Genomic DNA, 19,631 nt, shown 5'->3' with positions numbered 1-19,631 from the left:
GCCACTCGGCGCGGACAAAGTGGGCTGCGACGCGGGCGTGCTAGTCCCGATGTGCGCGAAACGCCGCGCACCGAAGAGGGGCGGCCCAACAGCGCGGTAACCAGCGGTGTCGGCAGGGGAGGCGGTGACAGCCGCCGCCCAGGCGCGATTACTCCGCGCGCGTCCCAAAGTCTTCACATCGACGCAACTTGCCGAAACTAATACGCCGTTACTGTCACCACTCCAGATGCACTGTCGCACTGCGCCCATCGGGGGTCAGAAAGGGAAGAACTGATGAAGAGGGCAATAACGGGCGTGTCGGCGGCAGCAGCCATAACACTGGCACCACTCTGCATGCCACCAGCACAAGCACACGCCGACGATCCCTGTGCCAGCATCACCGAACCCGCAGGCCATCAGGCTTGCATCGACAAAGCTAACCCCGTGCGCAGGTACCATCTGGGCCATTGCGAGGGGGCGAGCCCCATTGACGGACAGATGGGCCAAGTTTGTGGGTAACTTCTGGGTCCGAAAGTTGCGCCTCCCGGCGAGTCGACAACTTTGTAACTGGGAAATCGCGCTGGTTGGATGTGGTCACCGGTTACGGTGAGCCATGGCACCCTACCGCGTGGTTCAGTGGTCCACCGGCAACATCGGCAAGCGAGCGCTCGGCATCCTGCTCGACCGCGAAGACTTCGACGTGGTGGGCGTCCATGCCCTGGGTGCGGACAAAGTGGGGTGCGACGCGGGGACACTCGCGGACCGGCCCCCTACGGGAGTCACCGCGACCAGCGATGTCGACGCGTTGCTCGACCTCGCGCCGGACTGCGTGAACTACATGCCGCGTGCCATCGACTACGACTTGGTGAAAACGATGCTGCGCCGCGGCATCAACGTCGTCACCACGGGCGACTTCGTGACCGGCACCCATCACCCGGTCGAACTCCTGGCGCTCGAAGAGGCGGCGCGACAGGGCCAAGCGACGTTCCTGGGAACGGGATTCGAGCCGGGCTTCATCAATGTCGTCGCCGGCTTCCTCACCGGCGCCTGCGCGCGGGTGCGCAGCGTCAAGCTCGTCGAAACGCTGGACTGCACCACCTATCCCGTACAAGACGTGTGGAAGGTCCTCGGATTCGGCAAACCGCCCCGCGAGCCGGTGACACACCTCGACCCGGCGAGGCAACGCTACGGCCTCGGCTACTTCGAGACGCTGGACATGATCGCCGCAATGCTGGGTACCGAACTCGATTCCAAGGAGGCGTTCGTCGAGCCCGCCGTGCTCACCCGGGATCTGAATCTGGGCTGGGTGGACTACGCCGCGGGCACCGCCGGGGGTCAACGCCGTACGTATCGCGGCCTTCGCGGCGGTCGCCCGGTGGTCGAGCTGGCCATCTGCTGGACCATGAGCGACGACGCGCTCGAGCCAAAATGGACCGACCCCAAGGGTTTTAGCGTGGTGATCGAAGGCGAGCCGTATGTCGACGCGACGATCCGGTTCGGCCACCCCGGCGAGGACGTCATGACCGTGCTGATGGACAGCACCGCCGTCGCGGCCGTCAACGCCATCCCGTTCCTGTGCGACGCACGACCGGGCGTCATCACCCCGATCGACTTGCCCATCACCGGATCCCCGGGTGCGCTGGTCTAGCGCTGGTCGAACGCGACCTTGACGGCGCCGCTCTCGCCCTGGTTGGCGATCGCGAGGAAGGCGTCGCGCCACTGTTCGAGCCGGAAGGTGTGGGTCAGCATGGGCCCCAGGTCCACCCGGCCGGCGCGGACCAGGTCGAGGTAGTGGGCGATCGCGTGCTGACGCCGCCCTGCGACCTCCTCGATCCCGAACGCGTTCGACCCGACCCAGCTGATCTCCTTGAAATACAACGGACTCCACTCCCACCGGCCGGGCGCGTGGACGCCGGCCTTCACCAACGTGCCTCGGGAGCGCAGGACGCGCACCCCGACCTCGAACGTCTCGGGCTTGCCGACGGTGTCGTACACGACGTCGATCGGTCCGGGGAAGGCCATAGGCAGACCCTGCAGCGGTTGGCGCAGGCGGCCACCGCCCCAGGCCACGAGCTCTTCGACGACGGCCAGACGCGGTTCGTGCGCCAGCACTTTGGCGGCCCCGAACCGTCGGGCCAACTCCGCCTGGGCATCGAAGCGCGCCACCACGGCGACGGCCACCTCGGGATACAGCGCCCGCAGGATCGCGACCGCGCACAGCCCCAGCGAGCCGGCCCCGTACACCAGCGCCCGCCCCGAGCGCGGCGGCGGGTGGCGGGTGATCGCGTGCAAGGACACCGAAAACGGGTCGGCGAACACCGCCAGCTCGTCGGGAATCGAGTCGGGAACGCCGAACAGCATGCTGTCGTGGGCGGGCATCAGCTCGGCGTATCCACCGGTGACATCGGCGGACACCCCGGTGTGGATGCCGGGCTTGATGTCGCCGTCGGTGAAGCTCCAGCACAGGCTGTAGTCGCCGCTTTCGCAAGCGGGGCAAGGCGGTTCGATGCCGCGCGGTCCGCAGGACAGCCACGGGTTCAGCACGACCCGCTGCCCGATCTCCAGCCCGCGTGCCTTGGGCCCCAAGGCGACCACGTCGGCGACCACCTCGTGGCCCATGACTTGGGGGAAGGAACAGAACGCGGCCATGGCGTTGTCGACATCGTCCTCGCCGAAGTCCATCAGGATCTGCTTGGAATCCGAGCCGCAGATGCCGGTCAGGCGGGGGCGGGTGAGCACCCAATCCTGATGCGGCAATTGCGGATCCGCGACTTCCTGCAGTGCGACCGGGCTGTGGGTCAGTGCGTCGTCGGGTCCCGGCGACGGCTCCGGCGGGACGCCGTAGACGAGCGCCTTCACCGCGGCGCCATCGCGGCCGTGCCCGCTATGAACGCATCGAGGTCGGCGTTCTTGGCGTCCACCACGGCCTTCATGTCCGGCACGTAGTGCTCGAACGTGTCGCTGCCCAGGGCGTCGATGATCCCTTCGGCCACCTCGTCGGCGGGCACCTTGGGCCCCTGGTAGAGCGGCTCCTCGCTGCCCGGCTGATCCCAGATCTCGGTGTCGACCGGCCCGGGCTCGATGAGCTTCACCGAGACCCCGGTGCCGTATAGGTCCACGGCCATCGCCTCGCTCCAGCCGCACAACGCGAATTTGCTTGCACAATAAGCGGTTTCGTGAATGATGCCGAGCCGGCCGCCGACGCTGGACACGTTGACGATCAGGCCCGAGCCGCGCGCCAGCATCCGCGGCAGCAGCTCCAGCGTCAGGCGCATCGGCGCGAAGAAGTTGATCCGCATGACGTTCTCCACCTCGCCCGGATCCAGGTCGGTGACGGGCCGACGCTTCGGCATCGCGGCGTTGTTGATCAGCACGTCGATGCCGCCGAGGTCGTCCCACGCACGCAGCGCCAGGGCGCGCAGGGCGGCGGTGTCGGCCAGGTCGGCCACCCACATCGCCGAGTCCGGCGTGCTCCGCCGGCAGTCGGCCAGCACCTCGTCGAGGCGAGCGCGCCTTCGGGCGATCAGTCCCACCACCGCTTCGCGGGCCGCGAGCTGTCGCGCCAGGGCCGCCCCCAGACCCGACGACGCGCCGGTGATGAGCACCCGTTTACCCGCTGCCGCGTATGCCATCAGTCAAGGTTGCCGCGAAATGGAATAGGCGTACAGTGGTTGACGCTTGTTATATTGGCTAAATATTAGACTGACTACATCCGGGTAGGGGGAGAAGATGACTTCCACGAGGTATGAGGGTGACACCTGGGACCTGGCGTCCAGCGTCGGCGTGACCGCGACGATGGTCGCGGCGGCGCGGGCGGTGGCGAGCCGGGACGACCGCCCGCTGATCGACGACCCCTACGCGGAGCCGCTGGTCAGAGCGGTCGGCGTCGACCTTCTCACCAGGCTGGCGACCGGCGAGGTGAGCCCCGACGATCTGAACGACGTGCACGACGGCACCGCGGAATCCGCGGGGTCCCCCGGGGCCATGTCGCGGATGGCCGACAACATGGCGGTGCGCACCAAGTTCTTCGACGAGTTCTTCATCGACGCGACGAACGCGGGCATCGAGCAGGTCGTGATCCTGGCGTCGGGCCTGGATTCCCGCGCGTACCGACTGCAGTGGCCGGCCGGAACCATCGTCTACGAAGTCGACCAGCCCCAGGTCATCGAATTCAAGACCCGCACGCTGGCCGAATTGGGGGCCGCGCCCACCGCCGAGCGGCGAACGGTCGCGGTCGATCTGCGCGACGACTGGCCCGCCGCACTGCGCGCCGCCGGATTCGACCCGGCCCGGCCGACCGCGTGGAGCGCCGAGGGTCTGCTTGGCTACCTGCCGCCGGAGGCGCAGGACCGCCTGCTGGACACCATCACCGAACTCAGCGCGCCCGGAAGCCGGTTCGCCACCGAGAGCGCGCCCAACCCGCAGCCCGGTGACGAGGACAAGTTGAAGGAACGGATGCAACGCATCGCCGAGCGCTGGCGTGCGCACGGCTTCGATCTCGACATGGCGGGGCTGGTCTACTTCGGTGAACGCAACGAAGCGGCTCCCTATCTGGCCGATCGCGGCTGGGCACTGAACGGAATCACCATTCGAGAGCTGTTCGCGGACAACGGACTTCCACCCTTCGAGGACGACGACACGCGCATGGGCGACATGGTTTACGTGAGCGGGTACCTGAAATGACGGTCGACTCGGGACGCAGCGACGGCGACACCTGGGGACCTGCGCAGAGCGTGGGAGCGACCGCGACCATGGTCGCCGCGTCGCGCGCCGTGGCGTCGCAGGGACCCGATGCGCTGCTCGACGATCCACTGGCCGACCCCCTGGTCCGCGCCGTGGGGTTGGACCCCTTCGTCCGCATCATCGACGGCGAGCTCGATTTTGAGGACGACCCGCTGTTCAACCGCAAGGCGCGCCGCGAGCAGATCGCGGTGCGCACCAGGTTTTTCGACGACTTCTTCATCGGCGCCACCAAAGACGGTGTGCGGCAGGCGGTGATCCTGGCGTCCGGGCTGGACACCAGGGCCTACCGACTGCCGTGGCCGGCGGGCACGGTGGTCTACGAGATCGACCAGCCGCAGGTCATCGCCTTCAAGACCGACACGCTGGCCGGCCTCGGCGCCGACCCGACCGCCGAACGCCGCACCGTCAGCATCGACCTGCGGGGCGACTGGCCGGCGGCGTTGCGGGAGAGCGGCTTTGACGTCGGGCAGCCGACGGCGTGGAGCGCCGAAGGTCTGTTGCCCTATCTGCCCCCGGAGGCCCAGGATCGACTGTTCGACAGCATCACCGCGCTGAGCGCGCCGGGCAGCCGGCTGGCCACCGAACACGTACCCGACCCGAACGCGTTTACCGACGAGCGGTTGCAGCGTATCTCCGAGCGGTGGCAGCGCTTCGGTTTCAACCTCAACGCGGCCGACCTGTTCTACCGCGGCGAGCGCAACGTCGTCGTCGACTACCTGACAACGCACGGCTGGCAGGTGATTGCCCATCCCGCCCGGGAATTGTATGCCCGCAACGGGTTTGAGTTCCCTGAGGACGCGATGGCCGCCGCGTTCGGTGACTTGAGCTACGTGGCCGCGACGCTGCAGTAGAGTTACGTCGTGCCACGCTCTCATGACGACCACTGGGATCTGGCGTCCAGCGTGGGCGTGACCGCGACGATGGTCGCGGCCGGCCGCGCCATGGCGACGAAGGATCCGCGCGGTTTGATCAACGACCCGTTCGCCGAACCACTGGTGCGCGCGGTGGGGGTGGACTTGTTCACCAAGATGATGGACGGTGAGCTCGACTTCGACGCGATCGAAAACGCCTCGCCGGTGCGCATGCAGGCGATGATCGACGGAATGGCGGTGCGCACCAAGTACTTCGACGACTACTTCCTCGCCGCCACCGCCGCAGGCGTTCGTCAGGTGGTGATCCTGGCGTCCGGATTGGACTCGCGCGCCTTCCGGCTGCCGTGGCCCGGCGGCACGGTCGTCTACGAGATCGACCAGCCCCAGGTGATCGAGTTCAAGACCACCACATTGGCCGGCATCGGGGCCCAGCCCACCGCCACCCGGCACACCGTCGCCATCGACCTGCGCGGTGACTGGCCGGCGGCGCTCCGGGCGGCCGGGCTGGACACCACCGCGCCGACGGCCTGGTTGGCGGAAGGCCTGCTGATCTACCTGCCGCCGGAGGCCCAGGACCGGTTGTTCGACAACATCACGGCGCTCAGTGCGCCGGGGAGCACTATCGCCACCGAATTCGTGCCGGGCATCATCGATTTCGATGTCGAGCGGGCCCGGGAGATGTCCGGTTCCTTCCGGGATCACGGCGTGGACATCGACATGGGGTCGCTGGTGTATACCGGCCAACGCAACCATGTCGTCGACTATCTGCGGACGTCGGGGTGGGACGTCGAGGGCGTGACGCGCACCGAACTGTTCCAGCGCAACGGCATCGACGTACCCCCTCCCGAAAACGACGACCCGCTCGGCGAAATCATCTTCATCAGCGGCGGCCTCATCGGCTAGAAGCGCCACTCCCCCGGCCACAGCACGTGGGTGCCGGTCATCGTCCGCCCGGCGTCCTCGAGTATGCCGGCAACCGACCGGCCCAGCAGTGCGGCCAGCGCGTCGGGCAGCGACGCCGCGGCAGGTTGCGACGACGCGCGGGGTCGCACGAAGTCCAGCAGCGACGAGCCCGGGTAGCTGACGATATGGACGTCGGTGTCCTCGTCCAGGCCGGCCAGGAACTTGGCTCGGCGTATGGCGGTTCGCAGGCCGCCGAGTTCGTCGACCAGCCCGCGCTCCAAGGCGTCGGCACCCGTCCACACTCGCCCCCGGGCCACGGCATCCACGGCTTCGCCGCTCAGCTTGCGCCCCTGCGCCACCCGCTCCACGAAGTTGGCGTAGGCCACGTCGGCCTGGGCCTCCTGATGGGCCCGCTGCTGCGGCGTGAACGGCGCGTCGATCGACCAGGCATCGGCATTTGCGTTGGTGCGCACGGTATCCGAGGCCACCCCCAGCCGCCCCTTCAGATCGCGAACAACGAACTTTCCGCTGTACACACCGATGGACCCGGTGATCGTGCCGGGACTGGCCACGATCGCGTCGGTGCCCATCGAGATGTAGTAGCCGCCGGACGCGGCGACCGAGGCCATGGACGCCACCACCGGTTTGCCGCGTGCGCGGGCCCGTGCCACCTCGCGCCAGACGGTCTCCGAGGCGAAGAGTGAGCCGCCCGGGCTGTCCACTCGCAGCACAATCGCGGACACCGCGTCGTTGGCGGCCGCCTCGCGCAGTGCCGCCGCGATGGTGTCGCCGCCGACGGCCGCGGCGCCGAAGGGCAGGAATTGGGGCCCGCCGCGCCCGTCTACGATATGGCCCGCGACGGTGACCAGGGCGAGCGTGGGTTTGGGACGGCGGCCGGGAATCGGCGGCAAGGCCGGGGCCAACCTGGACTGGGCCGCGCCGGCGTACCGCGACAGGTAGAGCCGCGGCGGAGCGTTCTCATCGGAGTCGATGGATTCCGGCGAAATGCCTTCCACACCAATCAGTTCCGCTATCCGCGCGTAGGCCTCGTCGCGGAAGCCGATCCGGTCGACCAGACCGGAGGCGACGGCGTCATCGTGTAATAGCGGGGCCCGGTCGGCCAGGGCGTCGAGCGCACCCGAATCGATGCTGCGTGATTCGGCGACCGCCTGCCACACCTGGTCCTGCAGGCTTTCGAGCATCCGGGTGACGGCTTCGCGGTGAGCCTCGGTGAACCCGCCCTCGGTGTATCGGTTGATCGCCGACTTGTATTCGCCGCGCGCGACGAACTCGGCTTCGATGCCGGCCTTGTCGAGCGCGTCCCGCAGGAAGGTAACGCTGCTGGCGAAGCCGACCAGGCCGACGCTGCCCGACGGCTGCATCCACACTTCGCCGAATGCCGAAGCCAGGTAGTACGACAGCGTCCCCGGATAGGTCTCGGCCCACGCCAGTGACGGCTTGCGGGCGGTGAAGGCCGCGACGGCTTCCCGCAGCTCCTGAACCGCCGCCGGCGGCGCCGCAGCAAGCTGCACGCGGGCAATCAGTCCTGCGACCCGCGAGTCTGCGGCGGCCCGATGGATCGCGGCGACGGCGTCACGCAGCGCCATCGGCCGGCCGCCCCCGGTGATGAACGCCAGCGGGTCGAAGCCCGAGCTTTCCGGCGGCACCGTGCGCAAGTTCAATTCGAGAACGCAGCCATTGGGCACGCCGTGGTGGCGCGCGGTATCGATGCGGCCGGCCACGGCACGCACCTCGTCCCCCCACCGTGCGATGCCGGGAAGCGAAGGCAGGAAGCCGAACATGATCGCAGCCTACCGATGAGCCGCCGTACGGTGGTGGGGTGAGGTTCTCGATCGCCATCCCCCAATTCGACTTCGACGGCTTCGATGACGCCGGGCTGCGCTTGTATCTCGCGCGCGCGGAGGAACTTGGGTTCGAGGGAGGCTGGGTGCTCGAGCAGATCATCGGCGATGCACCGCTGCTGGCGCCGCTGGAGCTGCTCGCGTACTGCGCGGCCTGCACCGAGCGACTGCGCCTCGGGGTCGCGGTGCTGGTGTCCTCGCTGCATGATCCGCTTCAGTTGGCCTCGGCCGTTACCGCCGTGGACCGGCTCAGCCACGGCCGCCTCGACGTCGGCGTCGCACCCGGCGGCGGATTTCGCAGGTTCGCCGCGTTCGGCGTCGAGAAGTCAACCTACATAAGCTATTTCACCGAGGGCCTGGACCTGATGAAGGCGGCCTGGTCCGACGAGCCCCGGGTGAGCTTCCACGTCCGGTTCCGTGACGTCGACGACCTTCCCATCCAGCCCAAGCCGGTGCAGCGGCCTCACCCGCCGATCTGGTTCGGCGGCCTCGCTCCCAAGGCGCTGGCCCGGGCCGTGCGCCACGGCGACTCGTTTTTGGGTGCGGGCTCCTCGACCACCGAAGCGTTCGCCGAAGCCGTCGGCATCCTGCGCCGCGAACTCGACGAACAACATAAAGACCCGGCGCGCTTCACCATCGGCAAACGGGTCTATCTGATGATCGACGACGATGCCGCGCGGGCGCGTGAACGGGTGCTCGCCGGGCTGCGCCGCATCTACGGCGAAATGTCCGGCATCGACGCGGTTCCGGTGTCGGGCACCCCCGACGACGTGGCACGCGGACTGCGCGAGGTGATCGACGCCGGGGCGGAGATGCTGCTACTCAACCCCGTCGCCACCGATGTCGCGGAGAACGGCGCGCAGATGGAACGCCTTGCCGCGGAGGTGATTCCGCAGCTGCGCTGACTACAGCTCGGTGACCGAACCGCCGGCGGCGGTGATTTTCTCGCGTGCGCTGCCGCTGAACTTGTGCGCGGACAGGTCGACCTTCACGGTCAGCTTGCCGTCGCCGAGAACCTTGACCAACGCGTTCTTGCGAACCGCGCCCTTGGCCACCAGGTCGTCCACACCGACCGCACCGCCCTTGGGGAACAACCGATTGATGTCCCCGACGTTGACAATCTCGTATTCGGTGCGGAACCGGTTGCGGAACCCCTTCAGCTTGGGCAGCCGCATGTGGATCGGCATTTGCCCGCCCTCGAAGGTCGCCGGCACCTGCTTGCGGGCCTTGGTGCCCTTGGTGCCACGGCCCGCGGTCTTGCCCTTGGAGCCCTCACCGCGACCCACGCGGGTGCGGGCGGTTTTCGACCCGGGCGCGGGCCGTAGGTCATGCAGCTTGAGTGTCATTTGGTCTTACCTCCGGCGCCCGCCTCGGCCGGCTCCACCTCGACGAGGTGGCTCACGACCGCGATCAGGCCGCGCGTCTGCGGGTTGTCTTCGCGGACCACCGAATGGCGAATCCGGTGCAGTCCCAGCGTGCGCAGGCTCTCGCGCTGCTTCCAGCGCGTCCCGATGGTGCTGCGCACCTGGGTGATCTTCAGCTGACTCATGGCTGCGCCTCCCGGGCCGCGGTCGCACTCGCCAGCGCCTCGCTCTCCCGTCGCGCCTTGAGCATCCCGGCCGGGGCGACGTCCTCGATCGGCAGTCCGCGGCGGGCGGCCACCTCTTCGGGACGCTGCAGCAGCTTGAGCGCGGCGACGGTGGCGTGCACCACGTTGATCGCGTTGTCGCTGCCCAACGATTTGGCCAGGATGTCGCGCACCCCAGCACATTCCAGCACCGCGCGGGCCGCGCCGCCGGCGATCACACCGGTACCCGGACTGGCGGGGCGCAACAGCACCACGCCGGCGGCCGCCTCACCCTGGACCGGATGAGTGATGGTGCCGCCGATCAACGGAACCCGGAAAAAGCCCTTGCGTGCCTCTTCCACACCCTTGGCGATCGCGGCCGGGACTTCCTTGGCCTTGCCGTAACCGACGCCGACCATCCCGTTGCCGTCACCCACGATGACCAGGGCGGTGAAGCTGAATCGCCGACCACCCTTGACCACCTTGGAGACGCGGTTGATGGCGACGACCCGTTCCAGGTAATTGCTCTTGTCGCCGTCACGGTCGCGGCCGCGGCCGCCGCCGTCGCGCCTGCCACGGGAATCGCGGCCGTCACCGCGCGCGTCGCGGCCCTCTGGGGCGCCTTGCCCGCCGACCGGCTGCTCCGCCATTATGCGGTCCTTCCAGTTGTCATCAGAAACTCAATCCGTTCTCGCGTGCGGCATCGGCCAGCGCCGCGATCCGTCCGCCGTAGGTGTAGCCGCCGCGGTCGAACACCGCGCTCTCGATGCCGGCGGCCTTGGCGCGCTCGGCGATCAGTTGACCGACCCGCACGCTGTGGGCTTTCTTGTCACCGTCCACGCCGCGCACATCGGCCTCGATCGACGACGCGGCGGCCAGCGTGGTGCCGTTTTCGTCGTTGACCAATTGCACGTGAATGTGCCGCGCGGACCGGTGCACGACCAGCCGCGGGCGCTCGCCGGTGCCCGAGATCTTCTTGCGCAGGCGCGCGTGCCTACGCACCCGCGAGATCCGCCGCGCTTCGGACACGCTCTGCCCCACCGACTTTCGCACGGCGGCAGCTTGTGATTTCGCCATGGCTACTTACCTGTCTTTCCGACCTTGCGGCGGATCTGCTCGCCCTCGTAGCGCACGCCCTTGCCCTTGTAGGGGTCGGGGCGGCGCAGGCGGCGGATATTCGCCGAAATCTGGCCGACTTTTTGCTTGTCGATCCCGGTGATCGTGAATTTCGTCGGCGACTGCACCGCGAACGTGATGCCCTCGGGGGCCTCGATCACCACGGGATGGCTGTATCCCAGCGCGAACTCGAGGTTGGAACCCTTGAGCTGCACCCGATAACCGACACCGAAGATCTCCATCTTGGTGGTGTAACCCTCGGTGACACCGGTGACCAGGTTGGAGACCAGGGTGCGGGACAACCCGTGCAGGGAGCGGTTGCGCCGCTCGTCGTCGGGACGGGTGACCACGATGGCACCGTCGTCGTTGCGCGACACGGCGATCGGCTCGGCGACCTTCAGATCCAGGGTGCCCTTGGGTCCCTTCACCGAGACGTTCTGGCCTTCGATCGTGACGTCGACTCCGGAGGGGACCGGAATCGGCTGCTTACCAATGCGCGACATTGCTCTTCCTCAACCCCTCACCACACGTACGCGAGGACTTCGCCGCCCACGCCCTGTCTGGCTGCCTGACGGTCGGTCAGCAGGCCCGAGGAGGTCGAGATGATCGCCACGCCCAGGCCGCCGAGCACCCGCGGCAGATTGGTGGATTTCGCGTACACCCGCAGGCCAGGCTTGGACACCCGGCGCAAACCGGCGATGCTGCGTTCGCGGCTCGGCCCGTACTTGAGCTGGATGACCAGCGACTTGCCGACCCGAGCATCCTCGGTCCGGTAGTCGCTGATGTAGCCCTCGCTCTTGAGGATCTGGGCGATGTTGGCCTTGATCTTCGAGTGCGGCAAGCTCACCTCGTCGTGATACGCCGAATTGGCGTTGCGCAGACGTGTCAAGAAGTCCGCGATCGGGTCGGTCATCGTCATAGTTGCGTCCTATGTCCCGTCACCAGCTGCTCTTCTGCACGCCGGGCAACTCACCCGCGTGCGCCATCTCGCGCAGGCAAATTCTGCAGAGCCCGAACTTGCGGAACACCGCGCGCGGACGGCCGCACTTGCTGCAGCGGGTGTAGCCGCGCACCGCGAACTTCGGCTTGCGCGCGGCCTTGTTAACCAGTGCCTTCTTAGCCATCTAGTCAGTTCTCCTTGAACGGAAAGCCGAGGGCCCGCAACAGCGCTCGTCCTTCGTCGTCGTTTGTCGCCGAGGTGACGACGTTGATGTCCATGCCGCGGACCCGGTCGATCTTGTCCACGTCGATCTCGTGGAACACCGACTGCTCGGCCAGCCCGAAGGTGTAGTTGCCGACGCCGTCGAACTGCTTGGGCGAAAGCCCGCGGAAGTCACGAATTCGTGGCAGCGCGATTGACGTGAGGCGGTCCAGGAACTCCCACATCCGGTCGCCACGCAAGGTAACCCGCACGCCGATCGGCATGCCCTCGCGCAGCTTGAACTGGGCGATCGACTTGCGTGCCTTGCGAATTTCGGGGCGTTGCCCGGTGATCAGCGCAAGGTCGTTGACCGCGCCGTTGATCAGCTTGGCGTCTCGGGCCGCGTCACCGACCCCCATGTTGACGACGACCTTCGTCACCGTCGGGATCTGCATGACGTTGCCGTAGCCGAACTGCTTGTGCAACGCATCCCGAATCTCGTTGCGGTAGCGCTCTTTCAGGCGTGGCTGCACCTTCTCAGCGGTTGTCATCAGATGTCCTTGCCGTTGCGCTTGGAAATGCGGACCCGCTTGCCGGTTTCCTCGTCGAGCCGGTAGCCGACACGGGCGGGCTTGCCATCCGAGTCGACCACCATCACGTTGGAAACGTGGATCGGGGCTTCCTGGGTGACGATGCCGCCCGACCGGGCCCCGCGCTGAGTGGTGGAAACCGCGGTGTGCTTCTTGATCCGGTTGACGCCCTCGACCAACACCCGGCCGCGTTCCGGATAGACCTTGAGCACCTTGCCCTTGGCGCCCTTGTCCTTACCGGCGATCACCAGGACGGTGTCGTCCTTTTTGACCTTCATCTACAGCACCTCCGGGGCCAGCGAGATGATCTTCATGAATCGCTTCTCGCGCAGTTCGCGGCCGACCGGGCCGAAGATACGCGTCCCGCGCGGGTCGTTGTCGGGCTTGATGATCACCGCGGCGTTCTCGTCGAACTTGATGTAACTGCCGTCGGGACGCCTGCGCTCCTTGACGGTGCGCACCACGACGGCTTTGACGACCTCACCTCGTTTGACGTTGCCACCCGGAATGGCGTCCTTGACGGTGGCAACGATGACGTCGCCGATGCCGGCGTAGCGTCGCGACGAACCGCCGAGCACCCGGATGCACAAGATCTCCTTGGCGCCGGTGTTATCGGCGACCTTCAGCCGCGATTCCTGCTGAATCACTCGATCTCCTGACCTGGTTGCGTGTGCACGGCAGGGGAAACCCAAAACCTGACGTGCGCGGTCTGTGTGGCCGAAGGGCACGCGGGGCCGATTCGCACCGGCCGAGGTCTGCCCAAGGCAACCCCTAGAGTCTAGGGGACGGCCAGCTCAGAGCCAAATTGTCGGCGAATTGCCGTCAGCGGGCGATTTCGCCGATTCTGCGGATGTCGCCGAGGTGGTGAACGCCTTCGTGCATCGCCTGGCGCACCAGCCACCGCGCGGTGCGTACCTCCCCCGGCAAACGTTTGGCCGCGCGGTCCCAGCCGTCGTCGCGCACCCGCGCGATTTCGTCGCGGAAACCCGCCGCCGCCCTCGCCAGCTCCTCGAGCGTGGCTTCGATGTCGCACTCGTTGTACCGGAAACGGCGGGCCCGCAAATCGTTGAACATCGGCTCCAGGGCGGGCTTGTCCTCGGTGCGGACGCGGTGAAGCCGGATGGTGAAGGCGACGTAGACGTCGCGCAGGTGGCAGAGATACTCGGCGGCCGACCACACCTCGGGACTGGGCCGAACCCGGCGAACCTCCGCCGGTATCGCGCGCACGGCATCGCGCGCCGCGTCCGGTATGCCGGCGATGACGCCGACCGCGTCGTCGATCCGGGTCTCGGCGAATGCGATCCCACAGACGTCGCAGACGTGATCCTCCTCGGCGAGCGGCGGCAGCGGCGCGGGCATGGGAACATCCTCCACCTAGAACGGTGGCGGTTCGTCGTCTTCCGGGGGTGGGGCGGGTCCGGCCAGCAGCGCCTGGCGCTCCAGGCGGGCCCGGCGGTTGTGGTTGCGTTCGATGGCGACGGCGCTTGCGCGGTTCTGGGCGCGGGTGCGCCGCCGCTTGGGCATCATCGCGGTGCGCTCGGCGCAGTAATCCTGGGGCACGTCGACCTCGGCGGCGGGCATGCCACCCATCGAGCGACACAGGCTGGGGAACAGCAGCGCGCTGCCCGGGGTGGTGACATATGTCCGGCCGGCGGGCGAGGTCAAAATCAGCGTGCCATCGGGCAGCTGCTGTTCGGTCCAGCCGAAAAACGTCTTAACCAGATGATGGGTGCGGCAATAGCACTTGAGGTTGCTCGCGTGGGTGGGCCCGCCCTGGCTATAGGGGATGGTGTGGTCCACATCGCAGTCGACGGCCGCTTGGTCACAGCCGGGCCACCGGCACGTCAGGTCCCGGCACCGAACGAAATCGGCCAGCGCGGCCGAGGGCACATAACCATTTTCGGGTGGGGCATCGCTGGGGTGGATGAGCGGCATCAGCTTGGCCGACTTGGCTAGTTCGGCCACCAGCTCGGGTGGAATCAGCACGTCGGCGCCCAGCTCCGAGCCCGGGGCGCTACCGCGACCGTCGAGGGTGGCCTGCTCGGCGATCACGTGGATCACCACCGGCGAGGCCGGCCGGCGTTTTCCGGCGGCGCAATCAGGCCGCCCGCATCGGCATCCCAGCCGGTCGGCCCCGACGGCCAGCGCCCCGAGGGCATCGGAGCGGCGCTGCTGCTGGCTGCGCGGGTCATGCTCGCATACCGTGGCGGCCAACGCGTTCAACCGCTGGTCCAGCGCGTGCGCATCTGGGGTCAGCATGCTGCCATGGATCTCCGAGACTCCGTCCGCGACCCGATCGCCGATCCAGATCTCGCGGTCGCCCTGGCTCTTTCGGCGCTGGCGCACCGCATCCGCGTCGGCCCTGGCGACGATCTTGTCGACCTGCCCGGCCAATCGGCCCTGGGTCATCGACGGCCACCGCACCACATTGGCGGCCAGGGTCGCGTCCACCGCCGCCAGCACGTCGGCGTCGGTGATCAGATCGGTGCGATACATCAGTGTCTGGAACATCCGATAGTCGATGTCGCCGGCGCGAAAAACCGCAGCCACCTCCGGTAGTCGCTCGCGCATCGCCAGCGCGTGCCGCATGAAGCTGCCGGCCAGCGCCAGGCTGATCCGAAACGCCGCGGCCACTTCGGCCCCCACCGCGGCCCACGTGTCCACTGCCCAGTCGGGCCGCTCGCCGCGCTGGGCTCGCCGCATCTCGAACAGTTCGCCAATCGCGTCCAGCCGAGCCGCGGCCGCCTGGGCCTCGGCTCGCCACGACGCGCACATGCGGTCCACCAGCGCCCGCGAGCCCTCGGTTTGCGGGGGCTGCCAGTACTCGTGCAGCCGTTCATCGAACATGTGTTCGAGTATGGCACGTCCTTACGACAACCGCCCTAGCTGGAGTGCCGGTACCAGGCGGCGATGTACAGCACCAGCGCCGTGGCCAGCGCGATCAGCACCCAGATCACAACGGCTTGGTCGACCCACGAACCAGCAGGCGGGGTGCCGGGCAGGATGTTTCGCAACGGCACGACCGCAAACAGCATCGCCGCGTACCAAGTGGAAAAGGGCGGCAAGAATTGTCTTCTGCCGGTAAGCATCTGAATGGCCACGAACAGCGCCAACGTCGGCAGCGTGATGAGCACCAGGCAGATACCGAGGTCGAAGACCAGCGGACCCTTGGCCCGCTTCACCGTCACGACGACGTTGTCCGGGCGATCCGAGTCGTGGCTATCCCGCCCGACTCGACTGGCCGAGATATTCCAGCCCTCCAGCGATCCAGTCACTTCGACCCGGGCGGGTATGTACTGACGGTTCTCGCCACTTCCGACGAGAACGTCCGCTTGGATGGTATCGGTCCGGTACGAGTCGAAAGGCCAGTCACCGGGGTCGCCGTGCACCTCGATCGTGGTGGTCACCCGCGCCGGCGACTTGCCGGCCGGGAATTGCAGGTCTCCCAGGTCGTTGTGCGGGAGGAAACGCACGGACATGTCGGTGTTCAATACGTTGAGGCGATGGTCGACCATCGAATCGTCCGGCAGCACCTCTACTTTGACGTCGACGCGCTTTGCGATGGTGTCCAACTTCTCCAAGCGCACCAACACCACGGTGTTGTCGGTGGTGCTCACGTCCGGGTCGGGCAACGGACCGGGGGCGCTGGCCAACCAGTGATAGCCGAGCAGGGATAGGACGTAGACGACCACGACGCCCACGATGATGGAGACATCGAGCACGAGGTGTCGTCGTCGCGGTTTGTGAGCCGTTTTCTCGGACTGCGACGGTGCCTGTTGCTGGGTCGCAGTGGGTCGCGGGGCCGGCGGAGCTTGACTGCCATTGGTGGGGCCCGTAGCGGGCGCCACGGTTCCCGGCGCGAGGAACTTCGGCGCTGCCTCGGCTGGCGGATCATCCGCGGCAGCAGCTAAGTCTCTGAGCACCGACACGAAGTAAAACGCTATCAACGGTGCTGTTTGCTGGCAGCGCGTAGAACTATGCCCTTACAAGCATTTAACAGCACCGACACCGGCGCAAGCGAAAATCAATCCCCTTGCCGGACCCAGGCGAAGATGTACAGACTCATCGCCGTCACCAAGGCGATCAGCACCCACTGCACGATGGCTTGGTCGATCCAAGAGCCCGGCGGTGGGGCGCCGGGGAGGATGTTGCGCAGCGGGACGATGGCGAACAGGTTCGCGGCATACCACGTCGCGAACGGCGGCAGGAATTTTCTCCTGCCCAGGGCCATCGGAATGGCCACCAACAGCGCCAGGGTAGGCAGGCTGATCAACACCAAGCAGATGCCTAAGTCAAAGATCAACGGCCCCTTGGCCCTTCGCAGGGTGACGACGACGTTCCCGTTGTCGCTGGCGCGAGAGGTCGGCAGCGCGGCGGGGTCGTGGACGCGGTGGACGCTGATGTCCCAACCGTCCAGCTCCCCCGTCACTTCGACGCGGGCGGGCACTTTCTTGGGGTTGTCGCCCGCTCCGACGAACGCATCGGCCGAGATCGGCTCGGTCTGGTACGAGTCGAACGGCCAGTTGCCGGGATCACCGCGCGCTTCGACAGTGGTGCTCAGTTGTGCGGGCGCCTTTCCCTTCGGGTAATGCAGGTCCCCGAGGTCGCTGGTCGGATACAGACGCACGGCGACATCGGTGCCCAGCACGTCGTAGCGGTTGTCGTACGCCGAAACCCCGGGATACACAAGCACATTCACCGAGAGACGGTGTGCGACCGGCTTCAGCTCCTCGACGCGCAGCTGCACGATGGTCGCGTCGCCCCCGCCCTGGCTTAGATCCAGCGGCGGCAGCGGGCCCTCCGACCTTTCCAGCCAGTGGACGCCCAGCAGCGACAGGGCGTAGGCGGCAATGACCGTCACCAGGACACCAAAACCGATCGCGATGCGGGGTTTCGACGGTTTCGGCTTCTGCGGTGGCTTCCCGTTGCCCGACGGCGCGGTCGACGGGACCGCGGGGGGTGCCGGCCGCGCTTGCGTGGTCATCGTTGCTGGGGCCGGTCTGGAAGTGGCCGGAGCGATCCAGTTCGTCGGGACGCCACGGCCTCAGATGCTAGCGAACGGTCGCGCCGCCCGCGCGGCGAAATCGCATGTCGGTCCGCATATGGCGGTTCCGTCATCCTCCCGACATCCACCGTTCACCTGGCGGACGGGCGACCCGAGCCGGGCGCGACCGGCGACGGGCCACGACGTTGCTAGCCGGACACCGGATTGGCCACGCAGCGAAACCCAATATGGGTCGTCGCGGTGTCCTGTGACTGCGGCGACCGCGCGGCGGGACGGTAGCGATGGCAATACTCCGGAGCGCACAGGTGCGACCCGCCCTTCAACGTCTGGCTGACGGCCGGGTCGGCGGGTCCCGCGGGTGCGCAGCAGGCCTTCGGAGGTTGGTCGAGCCGGTGGTGCGCGGAAAACTCGGTGGCGGTCCACTCCCAGACATTGCCGATCATGTCGACGAGGCCAAAACCGTTGGGGGGGAACGTCCCCACCGGCGACGTCCCCGTCCAGCCGAGCGCACCGTCGTTGCGATACGGGAAGCTGCCCTGCCAGGTGTTGGCCATCAGCCGGCCGCCGGGCTTCTCCTCCTCACCCCACGCGTAGGTCGTCGTGGTTGCGCCGCGCGCGGCGTACTCCCACTCGGCCTCGGTCGGCAGCCGGCGCCCGGCCCATCGCGCGTAGGCCGCGGCGTCGGGATAGGCCACCTGGACCACCGGATGGTCGGCTCGGTCGGCGGTGCTGTCCGGGCCGTCGGGACCGAACGGATGACGCCATGTCGCACCCGGCGCCCAGCCCCACCACTGCCGCCAGTCGCGAAGATCGACCGGGCCCCGCGTCGGGCGGAAAACCATCGCTCCCGGGCACAGGTCGGCCGGGTCCGCACCCGGGTACAGAGTCGGATCGATCGGTTGCTCGGCGACCGTCACATAGCCTGTGGCGTCGACGAATTCGGCGAATTGCGCGTTGGTCACCGGGTGCCGCTCCACCGCGAATGCGGCGACGGTCACGGTGTGGATCGGCGCCTCTTCGGGGTAGAAGCTGGTCGACCCCATGCGGAACGATCCGCCCGGGAGGTCGACCAGCTCGGTGAGCACCCCTTCAGGGTAGGACTGCTGGCTATGCGAAACGCTTCAGTCCGATTGCCGGTACCAGGTGAACATGTACAGGGCCATCGCCGCGACGAGCGCCATCAGCACCCAGATCACCAGAACCTGGTCGATCCATGCGCCCGGAGGCGGAGACCCCGGAAGGAAATTGCGTATCGGGATCACGGCGAACAGCATGGCAGCGAACCACGTCACGAAGGGCGGCACGAATTTCCGTCTGCCCAGCGCGATTTGAATGGCCACGGCAAAAGCCAGCGTGGGTAGGGCGAACAGGACCAGGCAAATGCCCAGGTCGAAGATCAGCGGCCCCTTAGCGCGATGCAACGTGATGATGACGTTGTCCGGGCGATCCGCCTCCTGGCTGGCTTCACCCACGCGCTGGACGCTGACGTCCCAACCGTCCAACGCCCCGGTCACTTCCACCCGGGCGGGTATGTACTGGCGGGCGTCGCCCTGCCCAACGAGCACCTCCGCCGACAGGGTGTCGGTGCTGTAGGAGTCGAACGGCCAGTTGTTCGGATCGCCATGCGCCTCGATCGTGGTGGCAACCTGCGCCGGCGACTTCCCCGCCGGGTATTGGAGGTCTCCGAGATCGTTAGGGGGGTCCATACGCACCGCGGTGTCGGTCTTAAGGACGTCGAGGCGCTTGTCGAACATGGAATCCTCGGGGATCACAAGCACCTTCACGGTGAGGCGATTCGCGACGGTTTCCAGCTTTTCGAGACGCACCAGCACGACGGTGTCGCCGGTGGCGTT

24 protein-coding genes are annotated in these 19,631 nt (G+C 67.4%); 5 read left to right on the top strand and 19 right to left on the bottom strand.

The window, feature by feature from the left end; translation table 11 throughout:
* Window positions 1-592: 592 nt before the first annotated feature.
* Entirely contained in the window at window positions 593-1,627 is a 1,035-nt protein-coding gene (locus A5736_RS21110) for a dihydrodipicolinate reductase (RefSeq protein ID WP_076248376.1), read from the top strand.
* On the opposite strand, the gene A5736_RS21105 is transcribed toward A5736_RS21110, so the two are convergent.
* Both A5736_RS21105 and A5736_RS21100 read right to left on the bottom strand, forming a co-directional pair.
* Window positions 1,624-2,838 carry a zinc-binding dehydrogenase gene (locus A5736_RS21105; RefSeq protein ID WP_076248374.1) on the bottom strand — a complete coding sequence of 405 codons (1,215 nt, stop codon included), beginning with the start codon at window positions 2,836-2,838 and terminating at the stop codon, window positions 1,624-1,626. The genes A5736_RS21110 and A5736_RS21105 overlap by 4 nt on opposite strands.
* The gene (locus tag A5736_RS21100) at window positions 2,835-3,611 is read right to left on the bottom strand and encodes an SDR family oxidoreductase (protein WP_076248372.1); all 777 of its coding nucleotides are present in this window, start codon (window positions 3,609-3,611) and stop codon (window positions 2,835-2,837) included. The genes A5736_RS21105 and A5736_RS21100 overlap by 4 nt, the downstream gene beginning before the upstream one ends.
* 97 nt (window positions 3,612-3,708) lie before the next feature.
* On the opposite strand from A5736_RS21100, the gene A5736_RS21095 reads away from it, so the two are divergent.
* Genes A5736_RS21095 through A5736_RS21085 form a run of 3 tightly spaced genes read left to right on the top strand, consistent with a single transcriptional unit; the run spans window position 3,709 to window position 6,497 of the window.
* On the top strand, window positions 3,709-4,662 hold the full coding sequence (locus A5736_RS21095) for a class I SAM-dependent methyltransferase (RefSeq protein ID WP_076248371.1): 954 nt from the start codon (window positions 3,709-3,711) through the stop codon (window positions 4,660-4,662).
* The gene (locus tag A5736_RS21090) at window positions 4,659-5,573 is read left to right on the top strand and encodes a class I SAM-dependent methyltransferase (RefSeq protein WP_076248370.1); all 915 of its coding nucleotides are present in this window, start codon (window positions 4,659-4,661) and stop codon (window positions 5,571-5,573) included. The genes A5736_RS21095 and A5736_RS21090 overlap by 4 nt, the downstream gene beginning before the upstream one ends.
* Before the next feature lie 9 nt (window positions 5,574-5,582).
* A complete protein-coding gene (locus A5736_RS21085; protein WP_076248368.1) occupies window positions 5,583-6,497 on the top strand; it encodes a class I SAM-dependent methyltransferase in 915 nt (304 codons plus the stop codon).
* Here A5736_RS21085 and sppA read toward each other — a convergent pair.
* Window positions 6,494-8,299 (bottom strand): signal peptide peptidase SppA, encoded by a 1,806-nt coding sequence (gene sppA / locus A5736_RS21080; protein ID WP_076248366.1) that lies wholly within the window; start codon window positions 8,297-8,299, stop codon window positions 6,494-6,496. The genes A5736_RS21085 and sppA overlap by 4 nt on opposite strands.
* Window positions 8,300-8,337: 38 nt before the next feature.
* Between sppA and A5736_RS21075 the strand changes: the two genes are divergently transcribed.
* A complete protein-coding gene (locus A5736_RS21075; RefSeq protein ID WP_076248364.1) occupies window positions 8,338-9,264 on the top strand; it encodes an LLM class flavin-dependent oxidoreductase in 927 nt (308 codons plus the stop codon).
* Here the strand turns inward: A5736_RS21075 and rplO are convergent, their stop codons facing one another.
* From rplO to A5736_RS20995, 16 genes are all read right to left on the bottom strand, one after another.
* Window positions 9,265-9,705, bottom strand: coding sequence for a 50S ribosomal protein L15 (rplO, locus tag A5736_RS21070; RefSeq protein ID WP_076126244.1), 441 nt, complete (start codon window positions 9,703-9,705; stop codon window positions 9,265-9,267). It lies immediately after the preceding gene.
* Entirely contained in the window at window positions 9,702-9,908 is a 207-nt protein-coding gene (gene rpmD, locus A5736_RS21065; RefSeq protein WP_076126242.1) for a 50S ribosomal protein L30, read from the bottom strand. The genes rplO and rpmD overlap by 4 nt, the downstream gene beginning before the upstream one ends.
* On the bottom strand, window positions 9,905-10,576 hold the full coding sequence (gene rpsE / locus A5736_RS21060; RefSeq protein ID WP_076126241.1) for a 30S ribosomal protein S5: 672 nt from the start codon (window positions 10,574-10,576) through the stop codon (window positions 9,905-9,907). The genes rpmD and rpsE overlap by 4 nt, the downstream gene beginning before the upstream one ends.
* A 22-nt stretch (window positions 10,577-10,598) precedes the next feature.
* Window positions 10,599-10,967 carry a 50S ribosomal protein L18 gene (gene rplR / locus A5736_RS21055; protein WP_139333486.1) on the bottom strand — a complete coding sequence of 123 codons (369 nt, stop codon included), beginning with the start codon at window positions 10,965-10,967 and terminating at the stop codon, window positions 10,599-10,601.
* A 38-nt stretch (window positions 10,968-11,005) separates the two neighbouring features.
* Complete coding sequence (rplF, locus tag A5736_RS21050; protein ID WP_076061536.1) at window positions 11,006-11,545, bottom strand: 50S ribosomal protein L6; 540 nt, start codon at window positions 11,543-11,545, stop codon at window positions 11,006-11,008.
* A 17-nt stretch (window positions 11,546-11,562) separates the two neighbouring features.
* Complete coding sequence (gene rpsH, locus A5736_RS21045) at window positions 11,563-11,961, bottom strand: 30S ribosomal protein S8 (protein WP_076061534.1); 399 nt, start codon at window positions 11,959-11,961, stop codon at window positions 11,563-11,565.
* Between the two features lie 19 nt (window positions 11,962-11,980).
* Entirely contained in the window at window positions 11,981-12,166 is a 186-nt protein-coding gene (locus A5736_RS21040) for a type Z 30S ribosomal protein S14 (RefSeq protein WP_011739072.1), read from the bottom strand.
* A 4-nt stretch (window positions 12,167-12,170) separates the two neighbouring features.
* Window positions 12,171-12,734 (bottom strand): 50S ribosomal protein L5, encoded by a 564-nt coding sequence (rplE, locus tag A5736_RS21035; RefSeq protein WP_076126237.1) that lies wholly within the window; start codon window positions 12,732-12,734, stop codon window positions 12,171-12,173.
* Entirely contained in the window at window positions 12,734-13,051 is a 318-nt protein-coding gene (rplX, locus tag A5736_RS21030; RefSeq protein ID WP_076126235.1) for a 50S ribosomal protein L24, read from the bottom strand. Before rplX ends, rplE begins: the two co-directional genes overlap by 1 nt.
* Window positions 13,052-13,420, bottom strand: a complete 369-nt coding sequence (rplN, locus tag A5736_RS21025) for a 50S ribosomal protein L14 (RefSeq protein ID WP_076061527.1) — start codon at window positions 13,418-13,420, stop codon at window positions 13,052-13,054.
* A gap of 175 nt (window positions 13,421-13,595) precedes the next feature.
* Complete coding sequence (locus tag A5736_RS21020; RefSeq protein ID WP_076248439.1) at window positions 13,596-14,132, bottom strand: DinB family protein; 537 nt, start codon at window positions 14,130-14,132, stop codon at window positions 13,596-13,598.
* A gap of 15 nt (window positions 14,133-14,147) precedes the next feature.
* Window positions 14,148-15,620 (bottom strand): HNH endonuclease signature motif containing protein, encoded by a 1,473-nt coding sequence (locus A5736_RS21015; protein WP_076248362.1) that lies wholly within the window; start codon window positions 15,618-15,620, stop codon window positions 14,148-14,150.
* Between the two features lie 35 nt (window positions 15,621-15,655).
* Window positions 15,656-16,495 carry a DUF4436 domain-containing protein gene (locus A5736_RS21010; protein ID WP_083667624.1) on the bottom strand — a complete coding sequence of 280 codons (840 nt, stop codon included), beginning with the start codon at window positions 16,493-16,495 and terminating at the stop codon, window positions 15,656-15,658.
* A 302-nt stretch (window positions 16,496-16,797) separates the two neighbouring features.
* The gene (locus A5736_RS21005; protein WP_083667622.1) at window positions 16,798-17,757 is read right to left on the bottom strand and encodes a DUF4436 domain-containing protein; all 960 of its coding nucleotides are present in this window, start codon (window positions 17,755-17,757) and stop codon (window positions 16,798-16,800) included.
* Window positions 17,758-17,966: 209 nt separating this feature from the next.
* Complete coding sequence (locus tag A5736_RS21000; RefSeq protein WP_076248360.1) at window positions 17,967-18,863, bottom strand: formylglycine-generating enzyme family protein; 897 nt, start codon at window positions 18,861-18,863, stop codon at window positions 17,967-17,969.
* Between the two features lie 36 nt (window positions 18,864-18,899).
* On the bottom strand, window positions 18,900-19,631 hold a 732-nt coding region (locus A5736_RS20995), incomplete at its 5' end, for a DUF4436 domain-containing protein (protein ID WP_076248359.1).

The sequence above is a fragment of the Mycobacterium sp. SP-6446 genome (assembly GCF_001954045.1).
Lineage (GTDB): Bacteria > Actinomycetota > Actinomycetes > Mycobacteriales > Mycobacteriaceae > Mycobacterium.
The sequence above is the reverse complement of the archived record's forward strand: the minus strand, read 5'-3'. Positions and strand labels throughout refer to the sequence as shown.